Origin of the sequence: Azospirillum formosense, from assembly GCF_040500525.1 — a bacterium.
Classification (GTDB): Bacteria; Pseudomonadota; Alphaproteobacteria; order Azospirillales; family Azospirillaceae; genus Azospirillum; species Azospirillum formosense_A.
Genome location: NZ_CP159404.1, coordinates 129,581 through 154,523, shown reverse-complemented (window position 1 = coordinate 154,523; position 24,943 = coordinate 129,581). Strand labels below are relative to the sequence as shown.

At 65.2% G+C, this 24,943-nt stretch carries 39 protein-coding genes and 1 pseudogene; 21 read left to right on the top strand and 19 right to left on the bottom strand.

The features are described from left to right. Positions 1-164 precede the first annotated feature (164 nt). Positions 165-614: a hypothetical protein gene (locus ABVN73_RS21680; protein ID WP_353861273.1), complete on the bottom strand. Its 450-nt coding sequence runs from the start codon at positions 612-614 to the stop codon at positions 165-167. Further along, positions 614-1,963: a hypothetical protein gene (locus tag ABVN73_RS21675; RefSeq protein ID WP_353861272.1), complete on the bottom strand. Its 1,350-nt coding sequence runs from the start codon at positions 1,961-1,963 to the stop codon at positions 614-616. The genes ABVN73_RS21680 and ABVN73_RS21675 overlap by 1 nt, the downstream gene beginning before the upstream one ends. Between ABVN73_RS21675 and ABVN73_RS21670 the strand changes: the two genes are divergently transcribed. After that, on the top strand, positions 1,947-2,132 hold the full coding sequence (locus ABVN73_RS21670) for a hypothetical protein (protein WP_353861271.1): 186 nt from the start codon (positions 1,947-1,949) through the stop codon (positions 2,130-2,132). The genes ABVN73_RS21675 and ABVN73_RS21670 overlap by 17 nt on opposite strands. 383 nt (positions 2,133-2,515) lie before the next feature. Here the strand turns inward: ABVN73_RS21670 and ABVN73_RS21665 are convergent, their stop codons facing one another. Next, entirely contained in the window at positions 2,516-3,046 is a 531-nt protein-coding gene (locus tag ABVN73_RS21665) for a hypothetical protein (protein ID WP_353861270.1), read from the bottom strand. A gap of 231 nt (positions 3,047-3,277) precedes the next feature. Here ABVN73_RS21665 and ABVN73_RS21660 point away from each other — a divergent pair, with 231 nt between their 5' ends. Together ABVN73_RS21660 and ABVN73_RS21655 are read left to right on the top strand one after the other, a co-directional pair. Continuing rightward, positions 3,278-3,568, top strand: a complete 291-nt coding sequence (locus ABVN73_RS21660; RefSeq protein ID WP_353861269.1) for an XRE family transcriptional regulator — start codon at positions 3,278-3,280, stop codon at positions 3,566-3,568. Positions 3,569-3,760: 192 nt separating this feature from the next. Next, positions 3,761-4,744: an HNH endonuclease signature motif containing protein gene (locus ABVN73_RS21655; RefSeq protein ID WP_353861268.1), complete on the top strand. Its 984-nt coding sequence runs from the start codon at positions 3,761-3,763 to the stop codon at positions 4,742-4,744. A 428-nt stretch (positions 4,745-5,172) separates the two neighbouring features. Here the strand turns inward: ABVN73_RS21655 and ABVN73_RS21650 are convergent, their stop codons facing one another. From ABVN73_RS21650 to ABVN73_RS21610, 9 genes are read right to left on the bottom strand one after another with little or no spacing between them, the layout of a single operon-like run. Beyond that, positions 5,173-6,528, bottom strand: a complete 1,356-nt coding sequence (locus ABVN73_RS21650; RefSeq protein WP_353861267.1) for a DnaB-like helicase C-terminal domain-containing protein — start codon at positions 6,526-6,528, stop codon at positions 5,173-5,175. Between the two features lie 2 nt (positions 6,529-6,530). Then, the gene (locus tag ABVN73_RS21645; RefSeq protein WP_353861266.1) at positions 6,531-7,367 is read right to left on the bottom strand and encodes a DUF1376 domain-containing protein; all 837 of its coding nucleotides are present in this window, start codon (positions 7,365-7,367) and stop codon (positions 6,531-6,533) included. After that, on the bottom strand, positions 7,360-7,557 hold the full coding sequence (locus ABVN73_RS21640; protein WP_353861265.1) for a hypothetical protein: 198 nt from the start codon (positions 7,555-7,557) through the stop codon (positions 7,360-7,362). Before ABVN73_RS21640 ends, ABVN73_RS21645 begins: the two co-directional genes overlap by 8 nt. Beyond that, positions 7,554-7,742 carry a hypothetical protein gene (locus ABVN73_RS21635; protein WP_353861264.1) on the bottom strand — a complete coding sequence of 63 codons (189 nt, stop codon included), beginning with the start codon at positions 7,740-7,742 and terminating at the stop codon, positions 7,554-7,556. Before ABVN73_RS21635 ends, ABVN73_RS21640 begins: the two co-directional genes overlap by 4 nt. Then, a complete protein-coding gene (locus tag ABVN73_RS21630) occupies positions 7,739-8,209 on the bottom strand; it encodes a RusA family crossover junction endodeoxyribonuclease (protein ID WP_353861263.1) in 471 nt (156 codons plus the stop codon). Before ABVN73_RS21630 ends, ABVN73_RS21635 begins: the two co-directional genes overlap by 4 nt. Before the next feature lie 2 nt (positions 8,210-8,211). Further along, positions 8,212-9,312 (bottom strand): hypothetical protein, encoded by a 1,101-nt coding sequence (locus ABVN73_RS21625; protein WP_353861262.1) that lies wholly within the window; start codon positions 9,310-9,312, stop codon positions 8,212-8,214. Positions 9,313-9,337: 25 nt separating this feature from the next. Then, positions 9,338-9,550: a hypothetical protein gene (locus ABVN73_RS21620; protein WP_353861261.1), complete on the bottom strand. Its 213-nt coding sequence runs from the start codon at positions 9,548-9,550 to the stop codon at positions 9,338-9,340. Next, positions 9,547-9,840, bottom strand: coding sequence for a hypothetical protein (locus tag ABVN73_RS21615; RefSeq protein ID WP_353861260.1), 294 nt, complete (start codon positions 9,838-9,840; stop codon positions 9,547-9,549). The genes ABVN73_RS21620 and ABVN73_RS21615 overlap by 4 nt, the downstream gene beginning before the upstream one ends. Beyond that, on the bottom strand, positions 9,840-10,235 hold the full coding sequence (locus tag ABVN73_RS21610; RefSeq protein WP_353861259.1) for a hypothetical protein: 396 nt from the start codon (positions 10,233-10,235) through the stop codon (positions 9,840-9,842). The genes ABVN73_RS21615 and ABVN73_RS21610 overlap by 1 nt, the downstream gene beginning before the upstream one ends. A gap of 82 nt (positions 10,236-10,317) precedes the next feature. Here ABVN73_RS21610 and ABVN73_RS21605 point away from each other — a divergent pair, with 82 nt between their 5' ends. Then, positions 10,318-10,731 carry a hypothetical protein gene (locus tag ABVN73_RS21605; RefSeq protein ID WP_353861258.1) on the top strand — a complete coding sequence of 138 codons (414 nt, stop codon included), beginning with the start codon at positions 10,318-10,320 and terminating at the stop codon, positions 10,729-10,731. On the opposite strand, the gene ABVN73_RS21600 is transcribed toward ABVN73_RS21605, so the two are convergent. Beyond that, positions 10,686-10,943 (bottom strand): carph-isopro domain-containing protein, encoded by a 258-nt coding sequence (locus ABVN73_RS21600; protein ID WP_353861442.1) that lies wholly within the window; start codon positions 10,941-10,943, stop codon positions 10,686-10,688. The genes ABVN73_RS21605 and ABVN73_RS21600 overlap by 46 nt on opposite strands. A gap of 84 nt (positions 10,944-11,027) precedes the next feature. On the opposite strand from ABVN73_RS21600, the gene ABVN73_RS21595 reads away from it, so the two are divergent. Then, entirely contained in the window at positions 11,028-11,762 is a 735-nt protein-coding gene (locus tag ABVN73_RS21595) for a helix-turn-helix domain-containing protein (protein WP_353861257.1), read from the top strand. A gap of 69 nt (positions 11,763-11,831) precedes the next feature. After that, on the top strand, positions 11,832-12,077 hold the full coding sequence (locus tag ABVN73_RS21590) for a hypothetical protein (protein WP_353861256.1): 246 nt from the start codon (positions 11,832-11,834) through the stop codon (positions 12,075-12,077). A 265-nt stretch (positions 12,078-12,342) separates the two neighbouring features. Here the strand turns inward: ABVN73_RS21590 and ABVN73_RS21585 are convergent, their stop codons facing one another. The 4 genes from ABVN73_RS21585 to ABVN73_RS21570 form a co-directional block, all read right to left on the bottom strand. Beyond that, on the bottom strand, positions 12,343-12,819 hold the full coding sequence (locus ABVN73_RS21585; RefSeq protein WP_353861255.1) for a hypothetical protein: 477 nt from the start codon (positions 12,817-12,819) through the stop codon (positions 12,343-12,345). Beyond that, positions 12,801-13,244, bottom strand: coding sequence for a hypothetical protein (locus tag ABVN73_RS21580; RefSeq protein WP_353861254.1), 444 nt, complete (start codon positions 13,242-13,244; stop codon positions 12,801-12,803). Before ABVN73_RS21580 ends, ABVN73_RS21585 begins: the two co-directional genes overlap by 19 nt. 52 nt (positions 13,245-13,296) lie before the next feature. After that, positions 13,297-14,004, bottom strand: coding sequence for a thermonuclease family protein (locus ABVN73_RS21575; protein ID WP_353861253.1), 708 nt, complete (start codon positions 14,002-14,004; stop codon positions 13,297-13,299). A gap of 67 nt (positions 14,005-14,071) precedes the next feature. Continuing rightward, entirely contained in the window at positions 14,072-14,536 is a 465-nt protein-coding gene (locus ABVN73_RS21570) for a hypothetical protein (protein WP_353861252.1), read from the bottom strand. Positions 14,537-14,768: 232 nt separating this feature from the next. Between ABVN73_RS21570 and ABVN73_RS21565 the strand changes: the two genes are divergently transcribed. The 5 genes from ABVN73_RS21565 (at position 14,769) to ABVN73_RS21545 (ending at position 16,782) form a co-directional block, all read left to right on the top strand. Continuing rightward, positions 14,769-14,951, top strand: a complete 183-nt coding sequence (locus ABVN73_RS21565; RefSeq protein WP_353861251.1) for a hypothetical protein — start codon at positions 14,769-14,771, stop codon at positions 14,949-14,951. Between the two features lie 73 nt (positions 14,952-15,024). After that, positions 15,025-15,333, top strand: a complete 309-nt coding sequence (locus ABVN73_RS21560) for a hypothetical protein (protein ID WP_353861250.1) — start codon at positions 15,025-15,027, stop codon at positions 15,331-15,333. A 245-nt stretch (positions 15,334-15,578) separates the two neighbouring features. Then, on the top strand, positions 15,579-16,001 hold the full coding sequence (locus tag ABVN73_RS21555; RefSeq protein WP_353861249.1) for a hypothetical protein: 423 nt from the start codon (positions 15,579-15,581) through the stop codon (positions 15,999-16,001). Positions 16,002-16,009: 8 nt separating this feature from the next. Next, positions 16,010-16,528, top strand: coding sequence for a hypothetical protein (locus ABVN73_RS21550; protein ID WP_353861248.1), 519 nt, complete (start codon positions 16,010-16,012; stop codon positions 16,526-16,528). Continuing rightward, the gene (locus ABVN73_RS21545) at positions 16,528-16,782 is read left to right on the top strand and encodes a hypothetical protein (protein WP_353861247.1); all 255 of its coding nucleotides are present in this window, start codon (positions 16,528-16,530) and stop codon (positions 16,780-16,782) included. The genes ABVN73_RS21550 and ABVN73_RS21545 overlap by 1 nt, the downstream gene beginning before the upstream one ends. Before the next feature lie 2 nt (positions 16,783-16,784). Here the strand turns inward: ABVN73_RS21545 and ABVN73_RS21540 are convergent, their stop codons facing one another. Beyond that, positions 16,785-17,180 carry a hypothetical protein gene (locus ABVN73_RS21540; RefSeq protein WP_353861246.1) on the bottom strand — a complete coding sequence of 132 codons (396 nt, stop codon included), beginning with the start codon at positions 17,178-17,180 and terminating at the stop codon, positions 16,785-16,787. 52 nt (positions 17,181-17,232) lie between these two features. Between ABVN73_RS21540 and ABVN73_RS21535 the strand changes: the two genes are divergently transcribed. Genes ABVN73_RS21535 through ABVN73_RS21505 form a run of 7 tightly spaced genes read left to right on the top strand, consistent with a single transcriptional unit; the run spans position 17,233 to position 22,275 of the window. Continuing rightward, positions 17,233-18,171 carry a PD-(D/E)XK nuclease-like domain-containing protein gene (locus tag ABVN73_RS21535; RefSeq protein ID WP_353861245.1) on the top strand — a complete coding sequence of 313 codons (939 nt, stop codon included), beginning with the start codon at positions 17,233-17,235 and terminating at the stop codon, positions 18,169-18,171. Between the two features lie 4 nt (positions 18,172-18,175). Continuing rightward, the gene (locus ABVN73_RS21530) at positions 18,176-19,219 is read left to right on the top strand and encodes a hypothetical protein (protein WP_353861244.1); all 1,044 of its coding nucleotides are present in this window, start codon (positions 18,176-18,178) and stop codon (positions 19,217-19,219) included. A gap of 3 nt (positions 19,220-19,222) precedes the next feature. Next, entirely contained in the window at positions 19,223-19,501 is a 279-nt protein-coding gene (locus tag ABVN73_RS21525; RefSeq protein WP_353861243.1) for a hypothetical protein, read from the top strand. A gap of 30 nt (positions 19,502-19,531) precedes the next feature. Beyond that, a complete protein-coding gene (locus tag ABVN73_RS21520; RefSeq protein ID WP_353861242.1) occupies positions 19,532-20,722 on the top strand; it encodes a hypothetical protein in 1,191 nt (396 codons plus the stop codon). A gap of 4 nt (positions 20,723-20,726) precedes the next feature. After that, positions 20,727-21,017 (top strand): hypothetical protein, encoded by a 291-nt coding sequence (locus ABVN73_RS21515; protein ID WP_353861241.1) that lies wholly within the window; start codon positions 20,727-20,729, stop codon positions 21,015-21,017. A gap of 5 nt (positions 21,018-21,022) precedes the next feature. Further along, entirely contained in the window at positions 21,023-21,880 is an 858-nt protein-coding gene (locus ABVN73_RS21510) for a hypothetical protein (protein WP_353861240.1), read from the top strand. Next, positions 21,880-22,275, top strand: coding sequence for a hypothetical protein (locus ABVN73_RS21505; protein WP_353861239.1), 396 nt, complete (start codon positions 21,880-21,882; stop codon positions 22,273-22,275). Before ABVN73_RS21510 ends, ABVN73_RS21505 begins: the two co-directional genes overlap by 1 nt. A gap of 22 nt (positions 22,276-22,297) precedes the next feature. On the opposite strand, the gene ABVN73_RS21500 is transcribed toward ABVN73_RS21505, so the two are convergent. Next, entirely contained in the window at positions 22,298-23,440 is a 1,143-nt protein-coding gene (locus tag ABVN73_RS21500; RefSeq protein WP_353861238.1) for a transposase, read from the bottom strand. Positions 23,441-23,526: 86 nt separating this feature from the next. Here ABVN73_RS21500 and ABVN73_RS21495 point away from each other — a divergent pair, with 86 nt between their 5' ends. The 3 genes and pseudogenes from ABVN73_RS21495 to ABVN73_RS21485 all read left to right on the top strand — a co-directional run bounded on the left by ABVN73_RS21495 (position 23,527) and on the right by ABVN73_RS21485 (position 24,859). Continuing rightward, positions 23,527-23,775: an excisionase gene (locus ABVN73_RS21495; RefSeq protein WP_353861237.1), complete on the top strand. Its 249-nt coding sequence runs from the start codon at positions 23,527-23,529 to the stop codon at positions 23,773-23,775. Further along, positions 23,768-23,896 (top strand): annotated as a pseudogene (locus tag ABVN73_RS21490) (phage integrase Arm DNA-binding domain-containing protein); the annotation flags it as partial. The gene ABVN73_RS21495 and the pseudogene ABVN73_RS21490, both read left to right, overlap by 8 nt. A gap of 30 nt (positions 23,897-23,926) precedes the next feature. After that, positions 23,927-24,859, top strand: coding sequence for a tyrosine-type recombinase/integrase (locus ABVN73_RS21485; protein ID WP_353861441.1), 933 nt, complete (start codon positions 23,927-23,929; stop codon positions 24,857-24,859). Positions 24,860-24,943: the final 84 nt, after the last annotated feature.

Here is a 24,943-nt window from a genome sequence, read left to right as displayed (position 1 = left end):
CTCAGCCCCCGAGCAGAGAGCGCGTGAACCCAGCCTGCCCGCCACTCAGAAGCGAGCGGCGTCCGAACCGGGCGTTCTGCTGGGTCGTCTCAACGGCAAGCTGCTGCTGCTGGGCCTTCATCCTGTCCGCCTCGGCGCGCTCACGCTCGCGGCGGTTGGCTTCCTCAATGGCCGGGTCGGTCTTCGGCGCGCTCGGTGATCCCCCCAAGGCATCCCTCATAGGCTGGTGTGGCTCCACGCCGCAGAAGGTCGCGGTAGAGCTGGTGCGGAACCAACGCACCCGTGCGGATGCCCAGCAGGTGCGCGACGGCCGGCACGCACCAGAAGCCCAGGCGGGGCAGGCAGCCGCGCTCGGGCTCAGCGGGCGGCTCGAAGCGCAGCACCGCCGACGACACGGCGCAGATGCCCCCGATCACCGCGTCTGCGAGGTCGCCCGGCGACAGCACGTCGACCATGGTCGAATCCGTGAACACGCTGTAGATCACCCACGCCCCAGCATCGGCGTCCCAGCCCCAGACTTGCACGTGCCGGAAGCCGGGCCGGGTGAACACGTCCCACCAGCGGCGCGGCGAGCGGGGGTCATCCACGAAGGCGACGAGCCACGACCGGACCATCAGCGAAGCCTCCGGAGGGCCGCGGCGCGGTTGGCGGCCAGGGGCGAAGCCGTGATCTTGGTGTTGACGGGCTTCTTTGGGCCAGCGGTGCCGGTCAGCAACGCGCGCCCCGCCCCGCCCCCGATCAGCAGGTACTGCCCGGCGTCGTTCACGTGGCTATGCTCGTCCTTCACCGGCTGGTCGGTGTAGCGGTCCGCGCCGGAAATCTTCATTTTCCGGTACCGGTAGCCCCATTCCATCGATGCGGCATAGCGGGGGCACGTCGGAGAAATCAGGAAGGCCGGATAGCCATTGACCAGGCGGTTCAACTCCGCCTCCACCGCCTCTTTCCGAACCGTGGTGTCGTTCGTCGGCGCCGGCTGGATCGGCAGGCCGCAGGCGCGGAAGATCATGAACGGAGATCGCTCGTCCGACTGCGCCCGCTGATCGCCGGCCGGGTCCCCGAACAGGCTGAATTTGAAGCCGGAAAATCGGCTGGCCAACTCCGCTTTCAGCAGCGGGGCGAAGGTCACCGCGCCCATGCCCGCGTCGTCCTCCGCCACCAGCTCGTGCAGGAGCAGCCACCGGCCCATGACGTGCTGGCCGAACACCGCGGCCGGCGTTAGGCCGAAATCCACGCCCACCAGGATCGGGTGTCCCTCGACCGGCTGCAGCGGTTGCTTCGCGACGTGCAGATCGGGCCGGAACATGGGGAAAACCGGCTTCCCGGTGCGCGACCGGCCCAGCTTGTTGCAGAGCGCGATCCGCACGTCATGGATGGTCTGCCCGCGGGCGGCCTCCAGGTAGAAGTTCTTTCCGCCGGGCAGCCACGCTGTGTTCTCCGCCGCCGGGTTCGGCTCGAACCGCACGTGATTTCCGGCGTCGTCGGTGATTTCGACCAGCCCGCCCGGCTGGTTCCAGAACTCCCACCCCTCGGGCTTCAGCAGTTCCCGCTTTTCGTCGTCTGACAGCTTGGACGGGATCGGCACATCGCCGCGCATGATGGGAATCCAGTGGTCATCCGCCGGCGCGTTCGTGTCCAGGATCATGATCGGGTAGCTCGGACCGCCGTCCATCACCGCGGGGAACCGCCCGCGGCGGCGCCACAGGCCGCCGATGACGCGCCGAGGCAATTCGCGCGCCTCGTTCACCCAGATCGAGGTGAATTCGAGCGACAGCACCTTGTGCAGAGCGCCCTCGTCATCCAGCGCGACGAACCACACGTCGCATTCCACGTCACCGGCCCGGATCTTATGGCAGAACGGCGCCGTCTCCAGGAACTGGCCGTAGATCTCCGGCGGAAACAGGCGTTTCCAGGTCTGGACCGTCGTCAGCTTCAGGTCGTTGAAGGTGTTGCGCACCACCAGCATGCGCGTCCGCCGGATGCCGTCCTTCTGCGGCGCCTGCCGGATCGCCGACATCCACAGTTTCATCGCCGAAGCCGTCGACTTCCCCGACCCTTCCGGCCCCTGGATGCAGAGCAGCCGGGCCGTCGAGTTCAACAGGAACTGCCGAAGCGTCTCGCCGTCCGGCTTGTAGACGCTCGCCCCGCCTTTGATCGCCTGCTGCGCACTCGTGCTCATGGCCTCACCGTGGGAAAGATTGTTGCGGGTTCATGGGGTTGGGCAAAATCGTGAGGGGATGGCCCGCAGGACGAAGGACGCGCGGTTTTTGCCCCCCGGGGTCGCCTGGGCGGGCCGGCTCGCGAGGCCCCCCGGGGGTGGGGTCGGGCGGCAGGGCTGGCCTGGGCCGCGCGGGGGGGCGCAGTCAACCTGCGCTGGTGCCTTCCGCCCCCTCTTCGCGTCACCCCCTGCGCGACTTTGGCCGAGAGGGGAGAGGGGAGGGGAGCGTACGCGCGGGGCCTGTTCGGCCCGCTTCGGCGCGTACGATAATTCCTCATAACCGCCCTTATGGAAAATGGGCTACTCATCGGCTGGCGTACGGCCCTCGATGACCTTCGCGCCCTCCCCTTCGATCACCGGGCCTGACGGGCTGAGGTCGATCACCCATCCGACCTGGACGTTGCCCGTGTGGTGCTGGTTCACGTCGATGCGGTCGCCGTAGACGCGGGCGTTCAGCTTGCTCGCAGCCCACTTGTGCCCGTCGATGGCTGTCCGCCCGGCCTGCGGGTCCATCTTGCCCGCCGCGACGGCCTCCGCGATCTCGATCACGCGGGCCGCCGACATGTCCGCTGCGGCTTCGCGGGCGCGCGCGTACTGCGTTGCGAACTCGACATCCTCCCTCAACCACCGGCGTAGCGTAGACCATGACGGCATGTCGTCCTGCGCGCAGATGCTGCGCATGGACTGGCCATCGGCGAGGAGGTCGAGGACGGTGGCCTTGGCGTCGGTGATCCGCTCGGGGGTCCAGACGACTGGGCGCCCGCCCGCGTGCTTCGGGGCGGCGTGGTCCGGGAGGTTGATGCGGTCGGGCTGGGGCGTGGCGTCGGTCATGCCGCGGAGGATAGCGGCGGGCCAGCGGGCGAGGTAACGCACCGCGAGGCGAAATGGGGAAGGACGCGCGCGAGGCTTGCTCACGTTCTGGGAGGGCTGTCAAGAGACTTGCAATCCGCCCAGGATTTCCAAAGGGTTCGGAGGACGCGATTGTAGCCGTTCGCCGGGTGCGTTGGGTTGCGGCTACAAATGGCCTGTAGCCTCAGGGGCTACAACAGGGCGGACGATCAGGTGGCCTTCGAGACGATCAGCGGAGAGGAATTCGCACGGCGCCGGAAGCGGCTCGGCCTCACGCAGGAGCAAGCGGCTGGCTTGGTGCGCCGTCACCGGGTGACGGTGGCGGATTGGGAGCGGCTGAACCGCGAAGTCGACCCGCAGTCCACAGCCCTCCTCCTGGCGTTCGAACTGATGCCTGAAAAGCGGCGCGTGTTGTTGATGCCACGTTCACAGCCACCGAAACCACCCATGGCCAAGCTACGGCGATGCCAGATGGACGCGAGCAAACTCCGCATCTCGAAATGAGACATTTTGCTTCTCGCCATTCTATAAGATGCATGCCAGCATATGTTTACCTCATTTGTGAGGTATATCGCCAGACCGCTAGCCCAATCCGCTGGAACCTCGCCGATGCCTGCAGTCATAGATCAAGTCCGCGACTATATTGAGGAGCAGGTGTTTGCGCCGGCTTTAGACCACCCTAACCTACCGAATGAGGTGAAGAGCACCATCAGGAATTCAGCCATGTGGCTGCGTCAGTTCTCGAGAGTTGGTGACCTGTTAAATTACATGGATCGATTTCAGGGGACACCGAATAGCCCTGTATTTAATGGACTGAGAACCGCAGGGTTAAATACATTTGAGGATATCCGGGCTGACCTTCTTGAGCGATTCGGCGCCTGGCATAATGATCGCACACGGCTGGATGATTTCGTTATCGGGCATGATTACACATCAAGCCAATTGGTCATCTTTGCAGAAGTTTACGATAATCGCAGCGGCGGCATTCTGCCTATCGGTTCTGATGGCGCTTACAAGGCTGTATTTATCAAAGCAACCCTCAACGGCGGAAAGTACCAAAATCAATGGATTGAGCAAGGGGTTTCGCTAAAATACTACTTGAAAAGCATAAACGACATTTTCAAAGAAGAATTCAAGGTCAACGCAGCTATTATTCAGAACCCACAGGTTCCGATTTACGCTTTTGTAAGACAGAATACTGGTGAAAAGTTCCGTCTTTCTGGCATGTTTAGGAATATAGGCGTCCATACAGAACAAGATGGATCGAAGTGGTTTGAGCTCGCAGTTCGCGTTCCTGGAGCTGATGCTCCTGTGGACGCTCATGAACTACAGAAGAACCACAAGCTGGCGGTGAGCCGCGCCCAGGCTGGTTCTAGCTCCGATCGGCAACGGCGTCTTGCTACTGCTCAACGGATACCTTCTTCTGTTACCGTCGTCACGACCGCTTTTGTAAGAAATCCTGATGTAGTCGCTGAGGTCCTCGACCGTGCTGCAGGTGTTTGTGAAGGGTGCAAGAGTCCCGCTCCATTCTTTCGTAGTTCTGATGGCACCCCGTTTCTGGAGGTCCATCACAAAGTGCCTCTTGCAGCAGGAGGGGAAGATACCGTGGCGAACGCAGTAGCGCTTTGCCCGAACTGCCATCGTAATGAGCATTACGGCAACCCGCTTTGGCCTTGGTAGTGAATCCATAGCAATCTGGCCGCGTGGGATTGGCTGCTGCCCGACCGCCGCAAGCAGCTCCTGCGGCTGGCCCAGCGCCAGAAATGAAACGACCGCCCCGAAGGACGGTCGTTGGTGTGGCGATCAGGGGAAGCGATCCTCCGCCTTCTTCCTCAGAATTTCGCCAGCGAAGGTGGATCGAAGCGTATCACCCTCACTGATTGGAGCATTCGGCAGCCGCCGCCGTGTGATCACCCAACACCAGCCACCCTCTCCAAAATCTGGACGATCCTCCTTTGCAACGTCAAAGTAGCGCAGCAGGATCGTCCGCACGCGCGTGACACCAATATTGAACTGAGCGGCGATCGATGGCGTCGACGCCCCAGATTCCCATAGGTCGGCAATCTGCTCGTTCCGCTCTGGCTTTGCCCAACTCCGTGAAGCGCCCATCACCCCTCCGCCAGCTCGTACTGCGCCTGCCGCATGTCGTCGGCCCCGCGGGCCTTCCAGTCCTCGAACCACGGACCGGGGTAGCGGAGCCTCAGCGCCGGATCGTTCGGGCCGCCCACGTCACCGGGCGGCGTGTAGCGGCTGACCTTCATCTGGAGCCAGCCGAATTCCTCGCCCTGCTTGCGGTGGAGGAAGTACAGTTGGTCCACCGCCCGGTTCAGGCCGCGCCGTGACAGCGCCGTTGCCTCGCCATCGTCCGCGAGCTGGGCCAGGACAATGACCCACAGGTTCAGGCGCTTGGCGACGTTGGCCAGCCACTGCGCGACGCGGCGCAAGTGCTCCTCGTCCGACTGCTGCCGGCCCTTGCCCTCGATCAACTGCCAGTAGTCCACCACGAAGCCGGTGATCCGGTGCTTGGCGCGGGCCGCGAGGATCTCCGACCGCAGCTCGTCCACCGTGCCGCCCGGCATGTCGACGTAGACGACGTGATCCGCGGCGCTGATCCGGTACCGCGCGATCGCCTCCAGCACGTCCCTCTGACGCTCCAGGATGCGCGTGGTGCCGATTCCCAGCGCGCGGGATAGCTGGCGGTGCTCGATCTGCTCCGAACCCATCTCGAAGGCGAAATAGCCGTGGCTGATCCCGGCCTCGTTGAGGTTGTAACTGATCGTCCCGGCCAGCCCGGTCTTGCCCGCCTTGTCGTGCGCGGCGATGCCGTAGACCCTGCCCGGCCACAGGCCGCCACCCATGGCGGCGTCAAGCGAGGGCATGCCGGTGGAGTAGACCACGGGCGGGTGACGGAAGCTCTCCAGCATGTCGTCCAGCACGGCGCCGCGGGTCCGGGCCCTGCCCGTTTCGACCAGTCGTTCGGCCTCGCCCATGATGCCGCCCAGCAGCTCGTCCAGCGGCGTGTCGAGGTCCGGCGCCGTGGCCACCGTCGTGATCGCCGCGATGACCAGCCGCCGGCGCTTGGCCAGTTCGGACAGGCGGCGCCCGTAGTCCTGGGCAGCCTTGGCGTTCGCCATCAGGCCGAACATCTCCGCGACGTAAGCCTGCCCTCCCCCATGGTCCTGCAGGTCGGCGTCGAATCGCCGGGCCAGATCGCCCAACAGCAGGTGGTCGACCTTGCGGTTCTCGCCATAGGCCTGTCCCAAGGCGTGCCAGAGGGCGGCGTGCACCGGGAAGGCGAAGTCGTCCGGCTGGAGGCTGCTGCCGGCCTTGGCGTAGGCCGCTGGGCTGTGCATGGCCGCGGACAGCAGGTGCTGCTCGATGTCCGGGTCGGTCAGTTGGTCGAGAATCGCCGTGATCGACGAGTTGGCCAGCAGCATCCGGGAGGGGATGTCGGTGTCGTCCATGGTCAGTAATTCGCCCACTGCGGGTTGGTCTTGGGATCGGCTTGCGGACGCGGCGCAGCGTCATTGGCCGGGCCGCCGTGCCGAATCGCGGCCTGGATGTACGAAACCGGTTCGGAAGCCTTGGCGGCTGCCAGCACCACCGACAGCGCCCCTTCGTCGCCCTTGGCTTTCCGAAGCTGGCCGATGATCGCCCTGGCGCTTGCCGGCTTTTGCCCGGCATCGGTGAGCAACTTCACGCCGGTGTCGAAAAGCTGTTTGACCGGATCGACCGGGCCGACCGGCCCCGAGGATTTATCCTCGGAATAAGATTCTCCCTCTCTCTGTCCCTCTCCCTGTCCCTTATAGAGACTGGTCAAGCCTGTCTCAGGCTCTGTGACAGACGCTTTGACAGGGCCTGTATCATTCGCTGGCGCAGGGCATGTCTCAGCGGTGAAACGCTTCTGTTTCTTGGCTTCACGAGCCTTGGCAGCGCGCTCACGATAGCCCTTACGATGCTCCCATGCTTCGGCGGCAAGCTCTGCCACGACAGGGTGATAGAGCCGCCCGTCCGAGCATTTTACCCAGCCGCGCAGCACGGCCTCGCGGACCTTTTCCCAGGTCCGGTAATCGGCGCGCGCCGCATCAGCCAGAACGTCGTCATCATCCTCGATGGAGGCAGCCGGAAGCTCATGCCACGCGCGCATCCAGAGGTTCAGCATGTAGTAGGCCAGTTCCGGGCGCCGCTTGCAGGCGAGCCAGGACTTGGAGAGTTGGAGACGCTCGATGTGCAGGGGAATGAACGGCAGGCCGCGCAGGTCCACCTCAGCGGGGACGAGGGGAGCGGGCAGTTGGTCAGTCATTGGATGCGCTTAGCTCCTCGGCAATCCGCTTCAGCCGGGCCGCGATTTCGCGGATGCCGTCGCGGTCGAAGTCGTGCTCGGTGGCGATCAGGATCAGATCGTCGGCGGCGCCAGCCAGCCTTGCGGGCGTGGACGGCGGGGCGATGCGCCGGCGGGGGTTGGTGACCGGCAGATGGGTGACGTTGCTCATGCAGACGCCCTCCGGATCAGATCCGCCCACTCCGCGCGCCAGGACGGCACGTTGCTGTTGGCGGCGGGCGGGTGCGCCGGGTGTTCCTTCGACCAGGAGCGAATCCCCTCGTGGTCCCAAGCCCAGCCGCCGGCATGCGGACGGGCGCGTTTGCGGATCTGGTCGCGCATGGCGGTGGTCTTCATGCTGCGGGCTTCCTGCTGACTTGGCTGGGCAGCGCGTCGAGTTCGTAGACCTCGACCGACAGGCCCGGCTTCGTGTCGTAGAATTTCGAAATGGAGACGGACACGGCCTGCACGTCGTCCTTCCAGACAACCCCATTCAGGGCGTCGAGGACGGCCTTCAGCACGTTGTCCAGGTCAGGCTTCGTGGTGGGGCGCACGGCGCCGCGCAGGGCCGCGGAGGACTTCCAGGCGGCCCAGCCTTCGGGGGCAAGGCACGTCACCCGGATATCGACCCTCACCGGCCCGTGGACGAGCGGGCGCCCGGCCATAGCCCGCTGCGCCTCGCTCTTGACCTCGGACTCATACCGGCGGGTCTTCTCCGGGGTGCGGGTGGTGACCCCGCCCCCCGGCAGACGCGCGAACTTTGGCCGGCCCTTCCCCACAACGGGGCCATCCAGGCGCAGCGTGACGAAGGGCTCGGCCATCATGATCAGGCGGCCTCGCTGTCGGCGCCGGTGGCGCTGTCATCGTTGGCCGGCTTCGGCGTGGCGCCCGGACGCTCCCAGGCGCGCGCCTTGCCGTCCTTCTGGTCGGCCCACCCGCGCTGGATGTGCTTCTTGGCGCCCTCCGTGTGGCCCTCGCAGACCTCGGTGATCGACTTGCCGGCCTCGCCGCCGTCGTAGCCCAGGTGGTAGAACTGCACCGTCTCCACGGCGCTCAGCCGCCCGCGGCGGGTCTTCTCCTCGGCCACCGGGGCCGAGCTGTTCTGGATGGCCTCGGTGGTGTAGGGCGCGTTGAGCGCGACACCGATGCTGTTGTCCGTCGGGATGGAGGCGATCACCGTGTCGCGCACCTCGAACGGCGACAGGTCCCGGCCCAGCTTGCCGACCAGTTCGTTCAGGGCATCAGCACAGGTCTGAACGAAGGCAGGCGCCGCCATCGGCTCGAACACCTCCTGGTCGCGGTGGAGCAGGACGTGCACGGTCGCCTCGCTGCCGTCGCCCAGCTTCTTCGTGCCGACATCGACCACCGAGAACAGCGGGCCGTCCGCATCGGCGTTCAGCAGGTCAATGCCATCGCCGTTCTCCGCGTCGGTCACACCCTGGTCATCGAAGACCGGCTCGTCATCCGACAGCGCCTCAACCTCCTCGTCGGTCGAGTCATCCTCGCCGGTGCCGTCCTCGTCGTCATCCTCACCACCGTCCGCCGGCTCCATCGGCAGCGCCTTCTGGTCCGGGTCGATGTTGGCCGCCGGGCGCTTGCGATCGAACTGCGCCGCGTCGGTCAGCACCAGGGTCAGCGACGCACCGATGTGGGTGATCAGCGCCGGGCCGGCCTCGTCCACATTCGCGGCCTTCAGCGCGATCTTGCCCTTGCCGTCGATATTCTCCAGCTTGACGGGGAACGCGGGATAGTCGCCCACGGCGACCACGCCGACGATCTGCGGCACCAGCTCCTGCATGAGGGCGGTGAAGCGCTCGGACGCCTCCCGCTGCTGGGCCTCGTTCGGCCGCGCGACCGTGCAGAAGGCGGTCATCATTTCGTCGCGTCCCTGCGCGACAAGTCGGTCCTGATGCTGCTGGGTAATCATGATCTGCCTCCAGTTGGTGAGGGGTTCAGCCGACGCGATTGGCCGGCGTGTTGATGTTCGCCGCCTGAGCGGCAAGCCCGGCGAAGACGAACGCCATGGGCGCCGCGTTCGCGTTGCTGGCCGCGATCTGCACGGCGTTGGCCGTGGGCATGCGGACAGTGAGGGTGTCGCCCCGGAGGATGCCGGCGGTGCCGTTGGCCAGGGCAGCGGAGAGGATTTCAGCGGTACGCGGGGTCATGGCCGTTTCCCATGCAGTGGGAGGAAGGTGACGACCACCGCGGCGCCCTGGTCGACGACGACATGCAGGACGCGGTGATCGAGGCTGACGAGCCAGCGTTCGCGCGCTCCGGCGGCGTTGATCCGGCACGCGCTGGGCTGCCGGTTGTCGTTCGCGCGGGCGGCGGTGATCTGGCGGAAAAGCTCGGTCTTGAGTTCGATCGTGAAGGCCAGCCCGTAGCGCTGGTTGAGCCGCCGGGCGGCGAGGCCTTCTCGGCTCGGGTCGAGGTGGACGGGCTGGCGGGCGGTCATCAGCGCCGCCTCGCCGCTTTGCGGGCGCGCTCCAGCACAGCGTCCCACCACTCGTCCGCCTCGCGGGAGTCGGGGTAGTAGACCGCCGCGTAGATGCCGGGACCGAACGCCGCCTGGAGGTCCGCCCAGGACTCAGGTTCGGGCTCTCGGCCCTCGAACCACCCTCGAACGGTGCGCTCGACGCATTCCCGACCTGTGCGGGCGGTCAGCACCCGGCAGAGCTGCTTGACGGCGCTGGTGCGGCCCTCCAGGGCGACCAACTGCCGCAAAATCCTGGGAAGCTGCTCGGCCCGTTCCTCCTTCGAGGCGCGCCGGCCCTGAAACGCGAGGGGAGAATTGCCAATTTCGCGGCGGCGTTGTTGGGCGGCACGATCCAGCTCACCGAAGTCGAACAAGGCGGGCGCTTCTGGCGCTGTTCGCTTCGGGCGTTCATCCGGCACGTGAGCCCGGAGCAACGACAGTTGAGAGGCGGCAACCATGTCACCGACCACCGAGCACGACGGCGAGGGCCGTCACGATCAGCACCAGCATAGGGACGGCCAGGACGGCCAGAGCGGCGCGCGTGCCGAAAGTGGCAGGGCCAACCACGGAATGGTCGTCCCCTTCCCCACCCGCGCCCTCGAACGGCACCCCGCGGCCCGGCAGAATGGCCGTCATGGTGGACTGGAGAAGTCCGACCCGGCGGCGGATGCCCGGAAGCGCATGACCCGCGATCCTATTCCCCATGGTGCCTCCGAAATCTGTGGTGTCCGGGTGTGGGGCCTTTCGGCCCTGCGCATGTCCGGCGGTGTGATCCGCATGCGGGTCGAGGAGCCGCCCACCCAGCGGCCCCGCCCGAAGCTGGTCTATTCGGCGGCGTGCGCGGTGACAGACGAGCCGCGTGGGGGCTGAAGCGGAGAGCCGGCCCCATCCTCGAAGAAGTCAGCCGGCTCCAGTGGAATGCCGCGCTCCCGCGCCACCTCCAAAATTCGGAGTTGTTGCCGGGCGGGGATGATGCCCCGCCGTTTCCAGGCGGCCACTGCCGACTGACGGACGCCTATCGCATCTGCCAGAGCGGTCTGAGTGCCGAACCTGCCGATGATCCGATCAGCCTGCGTGTTCATGGACCGAACGATATCATGATACATGATACAGTCAATCACGATACATCGCTTGCCGTGGCGCCTCGCCCGGTATCACGTTTCGTTATGGATTTCGCCGAACGGATAGCCCAGGCGCGCAAAGACGCCGGCCTCACTCAAAGCCAACTTGCCGATGCTGTTGGCGTTGGTCAGTCCACCGTAGGCATGTGGGAGCGCGGGAAGAACGAGCCCACAATCGAAATGATCCAGAAGATCGCCAACACGACGAAAACCGACGCTGGATGGCTTGCCTTTGGCAAAATCGACCCGCTATCGGTTCGGGGTGTTCAGAAAGGCATCGCCGGCCTGAAAAGCCAAGAGCGTGCACCTGTGCAGGCTCATCCAGGCCCCAACACCGTTCCCGAAATCGACGTCCGCGCCGGCATGGGTGGAGGCGGTGAGTCGATGCTGGCCTACAAGCCGGACAGCAATGGCGATGCATGGCCGGAAGATGCCGTCACCGGCCTGTGGAATCTGCCGCCTTCCTACCTTCAGCAGGAGCTGCGGCTGCGCCCTCACGCGGCTCGGATCATCGAGGTCCAGGGCGACTCGATGGAACCTCTGCTGTTCTCGGGTGACCGGGTGATGGTGAACCTGCTGGACCGGGCACCGTCCCCACCCGGCGTATTCGCCGTATGGGACGGAATTGGCGTCGTTGTGAAGCGCCTGGAGTTCATCCCGAACAGCGACCCGCCCTGCATTGTTATTAGCTCGGACAACCCGAAACATCGGACCTATGAGCGCACTGCCGACGAGGTGAACATCATCGGGCGCGTGGTGTGGTTCGCCCGGCGGATGTGACCCGTCCGCCTCTTGACTCTGGGCGCCGTGAACGTGAACATAATGCGAACACGCATTATGGAGTTCGCCATGCCCGAGCAGCAGCCCCGTCAGCTTTTCGTCGTTGAGGCCGCCCGGCGGCGCGTCGTTGTGTCGGCGCGTGACGCGGGCCGGGCGCGCACAGTGGCTGCGGTCATGCTGCTGGGCAACGCGCACGCGGCGCACCGAGATGCCTTGGTCGTCAGGGAGCCCGAACAGGAGGAGGCGGAGGCGTTTGCGGCGCGTGCCCGCCAGTTCAGCCAGGGCGATTGCGGATTGTCGGCGATTCCGCTGTGATCCATAAGAGCCAGCCCCGGCCACTGGCGCTCCAGACGCCGGTTCACGCCCCCGGCCGCCCCAGCGAGCGCAAGGTCCCCCGCCCGGCGCGCTGCTGGGTCAGTGCGATCCCCGGCACGGCCCCAGGGTGGGTAAGTTCCGGGGCTGGCGCCCCATCATGCCGTTATGGTTGAGTGATTGAAAGACTATTACCCGTGTATGCGCGGCGGCCCGGAAACGCGAAGGGCGCCCGAAGGCGCCCTGGTGACGTTGGGTCGCGGACACATCAAGCCGCCAGCAACTGCTCCACTTTCTTTGCGAAAAGAGCGGGTTTTGCCTTAATTGGCTTAGTCTTTATCCTGTAAAAAGCTATGTACTTTACAGAAAAAGAAAATTCATGATCTTCGAATGAGGAATCGGAAACCTCTAACAGGCCGTCACCTTCGGGATGTAGGAATTTTTGCAGAGCCAAGAATAGACCATCTTTGGGGCCAGCAATGTAAATATCAAGTGGTGTTATACCCTCCGGCAACCCAACTTTCCTAAAGACTTTAAGAAGCCGCTCATAAATCCAAACAGGTCCTTTTTCGTCAATCATAGGCGTAATGAGATACAAACGCCATTCTCTCTCGCCTTCGGCGCTATCGTCCATATATATCCAGCCGGCGGCTTGTGTATCAAAGCCGAGACCATCAGTGAGTTCTAGGACAGTGCGCCCCGCCTTCTCTCTGATGTTATCCAACTTCAGACGCTGATGATCCATTTCAGCAACCCCTTACCAGTTGGCGATACAGCTTCGACGATGTCCCGAGCGTCCCGTAGCCGCACCTTACGCGCGTACCGCGCGTCGACCGTCCACTGCTTGGCTACCGACCATGCTATGCCAATATCGGTGACTTTCTTCGCTTCGGCAACCATTCTGTCGTGCAGTCCTGCCAGCTTAAGAAGCCGCGCAAGGTCATGCGTGTAGAGATCTTTACGACAGCTCCTGTCAGGCCAAATATTAAGCCCCTCTTTGCGCATTATTTTGGCTTTCAACATACATTCTAGTGCAATACCAGCTTCATAGTAAGCTGAACCAAACTGCCGGGACCTGAACAAAATTTCAGCTGCCCTCCTCTTTTCATTGGCTAGGCGCTCCCAATCGTCAGCAAACTGTGGCTGCCCTTCCTCGTCGCCCCCTCTCACTCCCCCCTCCGGCTGGCTGCGTTCCTGAAGATGCCTCTGGTTTGCTGCGTACTCACTGCCCTGCCCTCCGCCAGCCCGCGGCCTGCGCCTCGCCCTCGGAGCAGAACCACCTCTCCCCGTCGCCCGTGTCGATCTGCGTCTGGTCGTAGGACCGTCCGCCGGGGACGTGATAGATGCGGTCGCCCTTCGAGTTGATGTTGCCCTTGATCCTGCAGCCGCTGGACGGGGCGCTATTCGCGGATGTCGCTGGCGCCGGGCGGCTCTGGTTGGCTGCTTGTGGCTTGCCCTCCCGTTTAGCCGCGCGCCACTCCCACGGCGGCTGGAACGTCCCAGCCCAGATGCCGACCCGCGCCGCCCTGGCCGTCGCCTCGGCCCCCACATAGTCCTTGCTGTACTGGCGGTAGGCCATCGCCCAGCCATTGGCGGCCATCCAGGCGTTCAGGTTCTCGCCACCAACGAAGCACGCGGCGACGACTCGGCCATAGCGGTCCTTGTCCTTCTGCTCGCAGGTCACCGGGCGGCGCCCGATCCGGTCGGACAGCGCGAGCGCGGCCTTCTGCCCGCAGCGCCAGTCCTTCCCGGCGGCGTCCTGGCAGAGCTGCTGACTCTCCGGCGCGTCTACCCCGTGCAGGCGGATGCGCGTCCCACGGACTTCCAGCGTGTCGCCGTCGATCACTGAGGCAGTGCCGGTCAACGGCTCAGTGGCGAGCGTCGGGGCGGCGGCCAGCAGGATCAACGCGGCGACGACTGGAAACCTCATTCTCTCCCTCACCTCATCCACGGGCTTAGCGGTTTGCCCCTGCGCAGGCGCAGTTTTGATCACGTTTCTATTTGAATAATCGTTTGGCCATTTCAGAAATTTCATTCGCCTTCTGTTTTAAGCGGAACCATTCTTCAGCATCTATCTGTCTGGTTGCCTCAGTCGTCAGCACGACGCAAGATTTTATTTCCTTAATCCACAGAATTACCGACGCCTGATCGTCATTAAACGCAATAACACCTGCCGAAAGCTGTGCTTCACCTCGCGGCTTTCTCAGCTCCCTCCCATCAACTAGACTTATTACGCGCGCGCCTTTTGTGTCATGACCTTTTAGCATTCGCCATTCCGACAAGATCGCATCTTCAACTTTCGAGTACGCATGCTCGTCCGGGCAATCGAATGTTGAGCCACTATCACGCGTCATGGCCCGCGCCCCTAGCGGCATAGCTGCAGCCAGAGCTATCCCGAGGATCGCTCCCCGAACTGTTCTACCGCGCATTTTCCTCTCCAGAAAGGCGCTGTCGCTCAGCACCAAGTGCCACCGGCGCGAGTATCCCACCGGCTCCGATTGCGCTCAAATCACTTATCGTGATTTTTGCGTTGATTATATCACGATGCGTGCTATCGTCATTCCACACCCACCCGAACGGATGCCCCGTAGCCCGGATGGGTGGGTTTCCTCCCGCAGACGACTTGGCCGGAGCGCGGTCCACGCAGCTCCGGCCCTTCTGGGGAGGGGGATTTCAACGAGGGGGAACCAAGCAATGGGCTGGAAACTCGGAAACACTTGGACCGCTCCGCTGCTGGAAGGCACGAAGGCCCGCCGCGCCGATGAATGCGAGCGCCGCCGCTGGTCCCGCGCGAACACCTACGCGCTTGGCGGCATCGCCGTCCTGGCCTGCGATGAAATCGTGGTCGCTTACCAGATCGCCGCCCGCGCCACCTAACCGCACCCACACCCCCTCCCCAGCGCGCTCTGTCGCAGCAAGGGAGGGGAGAAGACGCAAGAGGGGACAACTCATGACCGCCACCGAACAGCCGCTCTACTACGCCGAGGGCCGGAACATCCACAAGCGGCCTATCGAGAAGCAGGTGGAAGGTGGCAAGCGCATCACCATCGGTTTCCGGGCCGCCGTCGCCACCAAGGAAGTTGGCGACGAGGGTGCCCAGGCCATCGCCGGACTGATGAACCAGGGCGAGAAGTTCGAAGCGCTGCTGGACACCATGCGCCGCATCGCCGCCGCAGACCCGGCGCACAGCCAGTTCGCCGCCCTCGTGATCAGCGAGGCGCGCGCGGCCATTGAGGCTGCCACCGGTCGGGCGGCCTGACCGATGTCCCGCCAGGAACGCGACCTCCTCGACGCCCTGCGCCGCGCCTTTCCCGGCTGGTAGGCGCCCCACCCCATAGCCGCGCTTCGGCGCCTCCGCCCGCATGGATGATCCCAGCGGGCTTGAGGCGTCAGAGGCAGCCCCTCTCCCGCCGTCCAGCCCTGGCAGGTCGTTACGGCGGGTCCACTGGCCGGTGGGCGTGCAGGTCGCCCGCCGGCCCTCTTCTCCCAGAAGCGAGCCCCCCCATGAAGCTGAAGATCGTCAAGGAAGTCGAAGAGGTCGCCCTGTCCGGCGTGAACGTCGAGTTCACCCAGGTCGGCGGCGCGATCACCACCGTCACGTTCAAGGATGCTGAAGGGCGCCTTCTCGTGATCCAGAAGGGCGAAAGCTACTCCGGCTCCCTGAACGTGCTGATCCCCGAGCCGCCGAAGTCCGAGGAGCGCTTCTTCGTCGTCGGCCGGTTCATGGACATGATCGACGTCGAGGAAGCCTTCGAGAGCGAGTACGACGCGAAGGGCCGACTGAACGAGTACGAGCGCAAGACCGGCGCCTACAACGAGTCCGGCCTGAAGATCGAGAAGCGCGTCGTGCTGGTCGCCTCGACCGGCCAGATCGTTAAGACGCTCTCCGCCGCCAACGTTGGCGCCATCGATCCCCTGCCGTTCTGAGGCCCACCATGGTGCCCGAACTCGCGCCGGTGCCGCATAGCACCTCCCTGACGATCCGCGTCGCTGGCCGGGTCGTCGGCACCATCGAAGCGGCCCACGCCCACCTGATCCAGGGCGCGGTGCTGCACTCCCCCATGACCGTGGACGAGCTGGAGCTGATGGACGACCACGCCCACACGTCCGGCCGGGCGAAGGCGCTCGAGCGGGCCGCCGCCTACCAGCCGCCGTACAGCACGGTGGAGATGGTCCAGCGGTGGCGCGAGCGGGCGCAGCGGCACCGGTCCACCGCGCAGAACCTGTGCGGCGTGCTGCGGTGGCTGCGCAACAACCCCGAAGCGCCGGCCGTCCGGTTCGACGGCTGCGACTGGTCCGAACATGCGGCCCGGAAGGAGCTGGCCCACCAGCGGCACAAGCACAGCCGGTGCTGCGGGCAGCTTGGGCTGTGGCTCCGCCCGAAGGTCGCCCCGGCGCTGAGCCTCCCGCCCGCGGCCAACGATGCGGCCCAGGTCGCCGGGAAGGTGGCGTGATGGACCAGATGACCGACCTCCTCAAGCACCGCCCGGCAGGCCATCGCGCCACAGCGCTGGAACTGGCCGAAGCTGCCCGGCAGGCCATCGACGCGGGCGCCAAGGTGCTCGTCTGCGATCCGGTCACGGTGGCCGTCCACAACATCGAGGGCGCGGCCAAGCGCTTCGCCGAGGCGTCCGCCAAGCAGAAGCGCCGCATCCGGCCCGGCGCGCGGGCGGCCGTCTCCGCCGCGTGCCGCCGGCCCAAGTCCTGATGCTACGCCCGGCGCCGCCCTCCCCCAACCCGATACACCCGCGGCGGCCGGCGGCGACGGTACCAGCTCCGCAAGGAGCAGTACGGGCCGGCGATGTCCAGGTCGAGGGGGAGCTGTTCGGCGGGGCCGTTCTCGTTGGCCGGCGCGGGCAGCTTCAGGCCGCGGAAGGCGGGCGCGATGGCGACACGGGTGCCGGTCGGGAACAACGCTTGAGCGAACAAATCGAGCATCTCCCACCCGGCCTGACGACCGGAAGGCGTGTCGGCGTGCAAGGCTTTCGCGAAATAGCCGTCGTTCGTCCCGGCCCGGTCGTCCAGTTCCGCCATAGACCAGCCGAGCGCCCGCCTCCGGGCATCAAGAGCCCGGACAACTTCCAGATATAGCGCGGTCACCGCCATCACCGCCCCCATTGGTTGAGCGCAACCGTATATTCCAAAGAGGTAGGAAGCAATGCCCGATTTTTCGAAGCTGGAGCCGGGGGTTTACGCGGGAATCCCGGCGGAGACCTACCACAGCCTTCCGGCGCTGAGCGCCAGCGGCATCAAGACGCTGGTCAACGAATGCCCCGCCGTCTTCTGGCACGAGCACATGAACCCGGAGGCGGAGGAGACCGACGACACCAAGTTCGATGTCGGCACCGTCGCCCATCTGGTCTGGCTGGAGCCGCACCTGCGGGAAGAGCGCCTAGTCATCATCGAGGCTGACGCCTACCGCGCCAAGGCCGCCAAAGAGGCCCGCGCCGAAGCCAAGGCCGCCGGCAAGACGCCGCTGCTGGAGAAGCACCTGCCGAAGATCGAGGCCATGCGCGCCGTGCTGGAGGCGGAGCTGCCGCCCGGCCTGATGCGCGGCGGCGCGGCGGAGCGGACGCACCTCTGGCGCGATCCCAAGACCGGCGTGCTGATCAAGAACCGCCTCGATTGGGTCCAGGACGGTGACCGGCTGATCGTGGACTACAAGACCAGCGAGAGCGCCAAGCCGTCCGCCTTCGAACGCCGCATCTGGGACGTGGGGCACCACCTGCAGGCCCGGCTCTACCTGACCGGCCATGAGCTGCTGACCGGGCAGCGCGCCCGCTGGCTGTGGGTGGTGCAGGCCACCAAGCCGCCGCACTGCGTCTCGATCTTCGAGCCGACGCCCGGCCTGCTGTCCATGGCGGACGAGGACGTGCGGCACGCCATCGACCTGTTCGCCGAGTGCAGCGCCGCCGACGAGTGGCCCGCCTACACGGACACGGTGCAGCTCGTCGGCCCGCCCGCTTGGGCTGCTGCCCAGCACGAGGAGCGCAAGTACGCCCGGCAGTTCGCCGCGCAGGAACGCCGCTCCCGCAAGCCGGCCAACTCCAACGAAATCCAGCGCGCGATCGACGCGCAAGCCCCCTACGGAGCCTGACCCCATGCCCATCAAGTTTCTTCCGGCCTCCAGCTTCAACGACCGCCACGGCCTGTTCGTCGCCCTGGTCGGCGGGACCAACAGCGGCAAGAGCTTCAGCGCGCTCCGGCTGGCCCGCGGCATCGCCGGGCCGAAGGGACGCATCGCCGCCGCGGACACCGAGGGCGGGCGCCTGCTCCACCTGAAGCGCGACTTCGACTTCGACATCATGCTGATGGACCCGCCGCACCACCCGGCGCGGTACGCAGAGGTGGCCGAGGCCGCGGAGGTGGCCGGTTACGACGCCCTGCTGATCGACAGCTTCAGCATGGAGTGGCGCGGCGTCGGCGGCGTCCTCGACTGGATGGACAGCGAGTTGGAGCGGGCCGTGCGGCGTGCCGAAGCGAAGGCCCGCGAGAAGGGCTGGAACTTCGATGAAGACCGCGCCCGCAACGCCAACAAGTCGGCCTCGAGCATCCAGCCGAAGATGGCGCACAAGCTGATGGTCAACAGCCTGTTGGCCCGGCGCATCCCCATCATCTTCAGTATCCGTGGCGAGCAGGTCTATGACCCCGATACCAAGAAGGAGAAGTTCAAGGCCCAGTGCGCCGCGAATTTCCTCTTCGAGGTGACCGTCTCTTTCCGGCTGGCCTCCGACCGCAGGGGCATCATCGATCTGAGCGACCCGACCTCCTACAAGATGGAGGGCATCCACCGCGGCATGTTCCGCGACGGCGACCAGCTCTCCGAGGAGCATGGCGCCAAGCTGGCCGCGTGGGCGCGGGGCAAGATCCACGGCCAGCCTTCCGCCGGCGCCGGGCCGGACATCGCCGCCCAGGTCTTCGAAGAGGCCGCCGCGGCCGCGCGCCAGGGACGCGACGCCTTCACCGCATGGTGGAACGGGCCGGGCAAGGAATCGGCCCCCGGCACCGAGACGAGCAAGCGCGTGTTGGCGACCCCGCGCCGGCCCGAGCTGCAGGCCATGGTCGAGGCCGCGGAGAACCCCACCGGCCCCGCCGCCAACGACGACGACTTCCCCGGCACCCTGCCGGGGCGGGCGGAGGGTTGATCAATGGCCCAAGGATCGCGCGGCCTGACCGCCTATCAGAAGCGGGCCGGAGAAATCGAAGCGCTGTTCACGGCGGGCGAAATCGGCCCGCAGACCCGCCGGGCGCTGCTGGAACGAGCCCGGGACGTGTCGGGCGTCTCGCAGCTGGCCTCCCCGAGGGCCACGGCTGAGCGCACGCCCGCCGGGAAGCTGATCGCCATGAACGACAACCAGATCAACGCCGCCAAGCGCGCCGGACGGAGCAGACACGACCGGCCCCCTTCCACCCCCGCGCCGCGCTGAGCGCAGAGCGCAGAGCGCAAGGAGACAGACATGACCGACAAGACCGAACTGTCGCCGTGCCCGTTCTGTGGCGGGAAGGCCAGTCATCGCTACATTGAGACCTACAGCGTTGACAGCAGCTATTACGTGATCGGCTGCGACGGCTGTGACGCGCAGATGCTGACTGATGAAAATATGTCGCTGTCAGATGTCCTCGCATGGAACGAGCGCGTCGCACCGGAAGCTCCCCGCCGCTCCTCCGTGCAGGAGGCCGCCCCGGCAACTGCGGCGGACGGGCTGACCGCCCTTCGGTGGGCCATGGACGAAATCGACGCGCTGTCCAACCGGCTGACCGGGTTCGCCTACCCGCAGGGGATGGCGATGCTTGGACGGGCGGACCAACTGCCGGGCTACGAAATGGCGGTCGCCGCCCGCGCAGTCGCTCCTGCCGGGGTGCCGGAGGGGGGTGGAGAGTTGCGCTACTTCGCCCACGACGCCAGCGGAGGAGTGACCGACTTTTTCGCCACGGAGGCCGAAGCCATCGCATTTGCGAAGGAGGGAGTTCAGATCGCCACAGAAGCGGCGAACGATGACGGCGAGTGGGGGGAAGGCGCTGACCAAATTTACGTCGGCATCGTGACGCACCAAGCGTTCCTTCAGGAGCGCGAAGGCGGCACATACGACATGACGTTCGGCCCGCTCTCCGCCGCCCCCACGGCACAGGGGCAGCACGCCGACGACACCATCAAGAAGCGCTGGATCATCATCCGGGAGCCTGGGAGGGTGCCGGTCACGAAGATCCCGACGCAGAGCCACGACGGGGCGCTGGAGTTCCTTCGCGAGTGCGCGACCATCTACCCCGCCGCCGAACTCACCTTGGCCGAACTCACCTGGAACAATGACCTGTGGGTGAGCGACGGACGAGAGGCCCTGACCATCGACGACGCCATGGCGGAATACGCCGACGCCGCCGACGACTGGACCGACCGCGTTCCGGAGCCGCAGACGGCGGGCTGCGAGTTCACCATGAGCTACGCCGACGAGCCAAACAGCATCGTCTGCCGCAACGGGCACATGATCGACATCGACGTCTTCACCGAAGGCTTCGACGAGAGCAACTTCTTCCACCCCTGCCCGAAGTGCAACGCCGACGCCTACGCCGCTTGGAAGGCCGAGAACGGCGACGATGACGAAGACGGCGATGACGCCCTCCCCTCCGCCCCCTCCACAGGGGAGGCGTAAGGCCATGGACATCCACCTCCCTGGCCGGTGGGCCGTCGCCACATCCGTCCCGCTGCTCGCCGAGAACCTGCGCAGCCGTGGGTTCGAGGTGGACGACGCGAAGGCCGGCTATCGCGTCCTCATGTTCCGGAAGGCCGCCCGGCAGTGGACGCAGGTTCACACCGGCCTGACGCACAAGGCCAAGGCCGAGCGCCGCGCACTCCGCGTGTCCGGTCCGGAAACCGGCGACATCGAAGACCTGAAGTGGGCCTTCAACGAAGGCGGCATCTTCTTTGACCGCGAGCCACAGGGGTAACCGCCATGACCACCCAGACCGACACCGCCCCGCTGAGCGCGGAAGACGCCTCCCATGGCGACGATGCCCGCATGATTGCCCGATTGGCGCGACGAGAAGAACTGGAGGCGGAGAACGCCCGCCTGTCCGCGCGCGTCGAGAGCCTGGAGAACAGCCGCTCGTGCGCCATAGCCGACCACGTGGCCGCCGATGCCCGCGCCACCCAGGCGGAGGCCGAGCGGGACAAGCTGCTCCGCGACCGCGTGAACGGCTACGTCGTGGAGGACGGGGTGGTGAACTACCTCGTCATCCGCGAGGCTCTGTCAAAGCTGAGCGGCGTTCCAGCCATGGCCGATGTCACGATGCGACACATCGAGATCATTGCCGATAAGCTTGCTAAAGCCGGGATCGCCCTCTCAGCATCCCAGGCGCGAGAGGCCGGAATGCGGGAGGCGCTGGAGCCGTTTCTCGCTGCCGCCGCCGGGATGGCCGAGATCGACATGCCGGATGATGCCGCTGTCCTTCGCGCGTCGGCGGATTGGTGGTTGCGGTCCGGAGAGGCAGGCAAGAAGGGCCGCCCGCTGACCTTCGGCGACTTCCGCAAGCTAGCCGCCCTGTCTCCCGCCCAGCCGGCGCAGGACGCGGACCCGCTCGTCACCGCCTACGACAACGGCGTGGACCATGCATGGGGTGTCGCAAGGCCGCTTGCTCTTGCTGCGGAGGGCGTCATCAACTGGTGCGACCTTGCTCTGGCCCACGCTGACCGGTTCGACGCGCACGGCGTCCGCAACCTGTCCGGCCCGGCTTTCGACGTGTTGCGCGAGGCCGTGGAGGGCGCCCGCTCTGCCGGCCTCCTGACCACCGAGACGACGGAGGGCAAGTGATGACCAGAAGCGACGCCCGCGCAATGTGGAATGCCAGCGGCCTCACCTACGCGGACCTGAAGCACGAGAACCTTCATCGGCTCATCAGCATGATCGATGCGGAGATGAAGGCATCCGGCATGATGCAGGGATCGTACCGGATGTGCCGCAAGCTTGGTCTGCGCCACCGCAACGAGGTCCCCACGCAAGCGGCGATACGGTGCAAGGCCAACTACTTCGGCGACCGTGAAGCGGTGACGTTCAACAGCGACGGCTTTATCGGCTTCGGCGGGTGGGCTGACGACACGAGCATTGCTCCGATCCTGACCGGCTTCACGCGGTGGGTTTCGGAGATGCGCGCCGCCCTCTCCCACCGGGAAGCGCAGGGAGGCGGGAGTGACAACTCCGCCCGCTGAAGCAGGCGGCTTCTCGGACAAGCTATGCGGCAACCCGCTGGCTTGGCGTCCGAAGGCCGTGTCCCGGCCCCTTTCCGTGGATAGCCCGATGCAGAATGACCTTAGCCGCCGCAACGTCCCGATCCAGCACGCAGCCGCAGTCACAGCGGTGTACGCGGTCGGAAAGCGTCTTGGCGACAACGGTCCCGCAGTCCGGACAGGTTTGCGAGGTTCCGCGCGGATCAACGGCCTCCACACGAACACCAGCATTTGCAGCTTTGTATTCGAGGAAGGATCGAAGTTGGCCCCACGCGGCGTTGTGAACGGCCTTGGAAAGCATCGACCGAGCCAAACGGTCAACGCTCAGGTCCTCAAGGGCGATGAAGGCGTATCGGTCCACCAGAGACCGGGCCAGCTTATGCAGAAAGTCTCTGCGCCTGTTGGCCGTGGCCGCACTGTGACGTGCCAACCTGCACTTCGCCTTAAGTCTGCGCTTGCTGCCACGCTTGGCTCGGGCAAGGGCGCGCTGGAGACGACGCTGCTTCTTGGTCGCTTGCTTCGTCCACTGCGGGGCCATCACCGCTTCCCCGTCCGAGGTGGCAATCAGGCTGGACAATCCAACGTCAATACCAACCGATGCGCCGTCACGCGGCTGAACGCCGCCGTCAGGCATCGTGACCTGAAAGCACACGAACCACTTGCCAGCGGAACGAGACACCACGGCGGCGCCGACCTTCGCGCCTGCCGGGATGTCGCGGTGCCACTTTACCTTGATTTCTCCAGGGATGCCGGCAACGCCGATACGCTTGTTCTTGCGGATTGTAAGGCCGTCGCCAACCCGGAAGTCAGCGCTGTCAAACATGCTCTTGGCACGGAAGCGCGGGAACCCGGCCTTTCCCTTCTTCAACCGACCGAAGAACGCCCTAAACGCCTTGTCGAGCCGGCGCAACACCTGTTGTTCGGCGCTGAAGCTGTACACAGCAAAACGATCGTCAGCCGCGCGGACGCCCTTCAATTCGCTCGCCTGATCGACGTAACGCAATGTCTTGCCCTGGCGCCGATACGCCTCGATCCGCTGCTGAAGGCTAGCGTTATAGAGGTCGCAAAATGCCCCAAGCATAGCGTCCAGACCGGCAACTTGCGCCCGGTTGGGATAGAGACGGTACTTGTACGAGAGGGCGGGCATCTATTCATCATAGCGCATGTTCTTTCTTTGTTCAAACAGCTTGCCAACGCGCCCGCGGTCGGCGCAGCGCAGGGAGGGGAGTAGCGATGGACAAGCTGATGACCCTGGAGGAGTGGGCGAAGGCGGTGTACGGAGAGCATCCGCCCGCTGTCGGGACGTTGCGGCGCTGGGCAAGGGACGCTCTGATCTACCCAGCCCCGCAGAAGCACGGAAGGTCGTACTTCGTTCTGGAAAGCGCTCGCTACACCGACCCAGCGACGCCGATCCCAAAACGGGCACAGCCGGCGAACACCTCAACGCGCCTGAGACTGGCCGATAGGATCCGCCATGGGTAGGAAGAGGAGCAGCCGGACCAAGGCGCTTCCCGCGAACCTCTACGAGCGGAGGGGCTATTTCTCGTGGCGAGACCCACGAGACGGGAAGGAATACGGGCTTGGCCGAGACAAGCGCTCTGCCATTACCCAAGCCATCGAAGCCAACCATACCGTGGAAGGGACGCGCGGAAGGCGCGCGCTCGTCGATCGGCTGGCAACGAGCAAGGAAGCCAGCATGGGAGCTTGGTGCGACATCTACCAGTCAATCCTTGATGGGCGCGGCCTCGCAGAAAACTCCCTGTCGGTATTTTCGTCTCGGCTCAAGACGGTCCGCACGGCTTGGGGCGAAATGCGCATCGACGCGATCACCACGCGTGACGTGGCAGACTTTCTGGAGCAGTGGGAACGTCAGGGGAAGAAGCGCATGGCATCGGCGATGCGCGCACTCGTCAACGATCTCTTTCGCGCAGCCCAAGCTAAGGGATGGGTCGCACACAACCCAGTTACGCCGACCAAGATCGGCAGCGTGGAGGTAAAGAGGGCGCGCCTGACCCTCGAAATGTTCCAGTCCATCCATGCCGCCGCGCTGAAGCATCAGCCGGCATGGGTTGCTCGCTCCATGGAACTTGCCTTGGTGACCGGACAGCGCCGCGAAGACGTGGCCGCCTTCGGCCCGCGCAACGTCCGGGACGGGCGCTTGTGGGTCGAGCAAGGGAAGACGAAAGCCAAAGTCTGCATCCCGCTTGATCTACGCATGAACGCGGTGGGATGGTCGGTCGGTGAGGTGATTGCACGCTGCCGAGACAACGTGCTGAGCCGCCACTTCGTTCACCATTCATCGAACGTCGGGGGCATCAAGGCGGGAAGCGGTGTGAGCCTGAATACGATCAGCGCCGCCTTTTCTGAGGCCCGCAGGAAGTCTCGAATTGCGTGGGGCGAGGGAAAGGACCCGCCGACTTTCCACGAAATCCGCTCGCTCTCAGCGAGGCTGTACGCGGCGCAGGGCGTCAACGCTCAAGCGTTGCTTGGGCACAAATCCCCCGACATGACAGCCTTGTACCGGGACGCGAGGGGTTCCGAATGGATTGAGGTCGCCACTGGATAACAATTTCGCTGTCGAGCGAATTTCGAGAAAGTATCGGGCCAGAAAGTCGATGTAATTGATTTTATTGTGTTTTCTGTCGCCCGC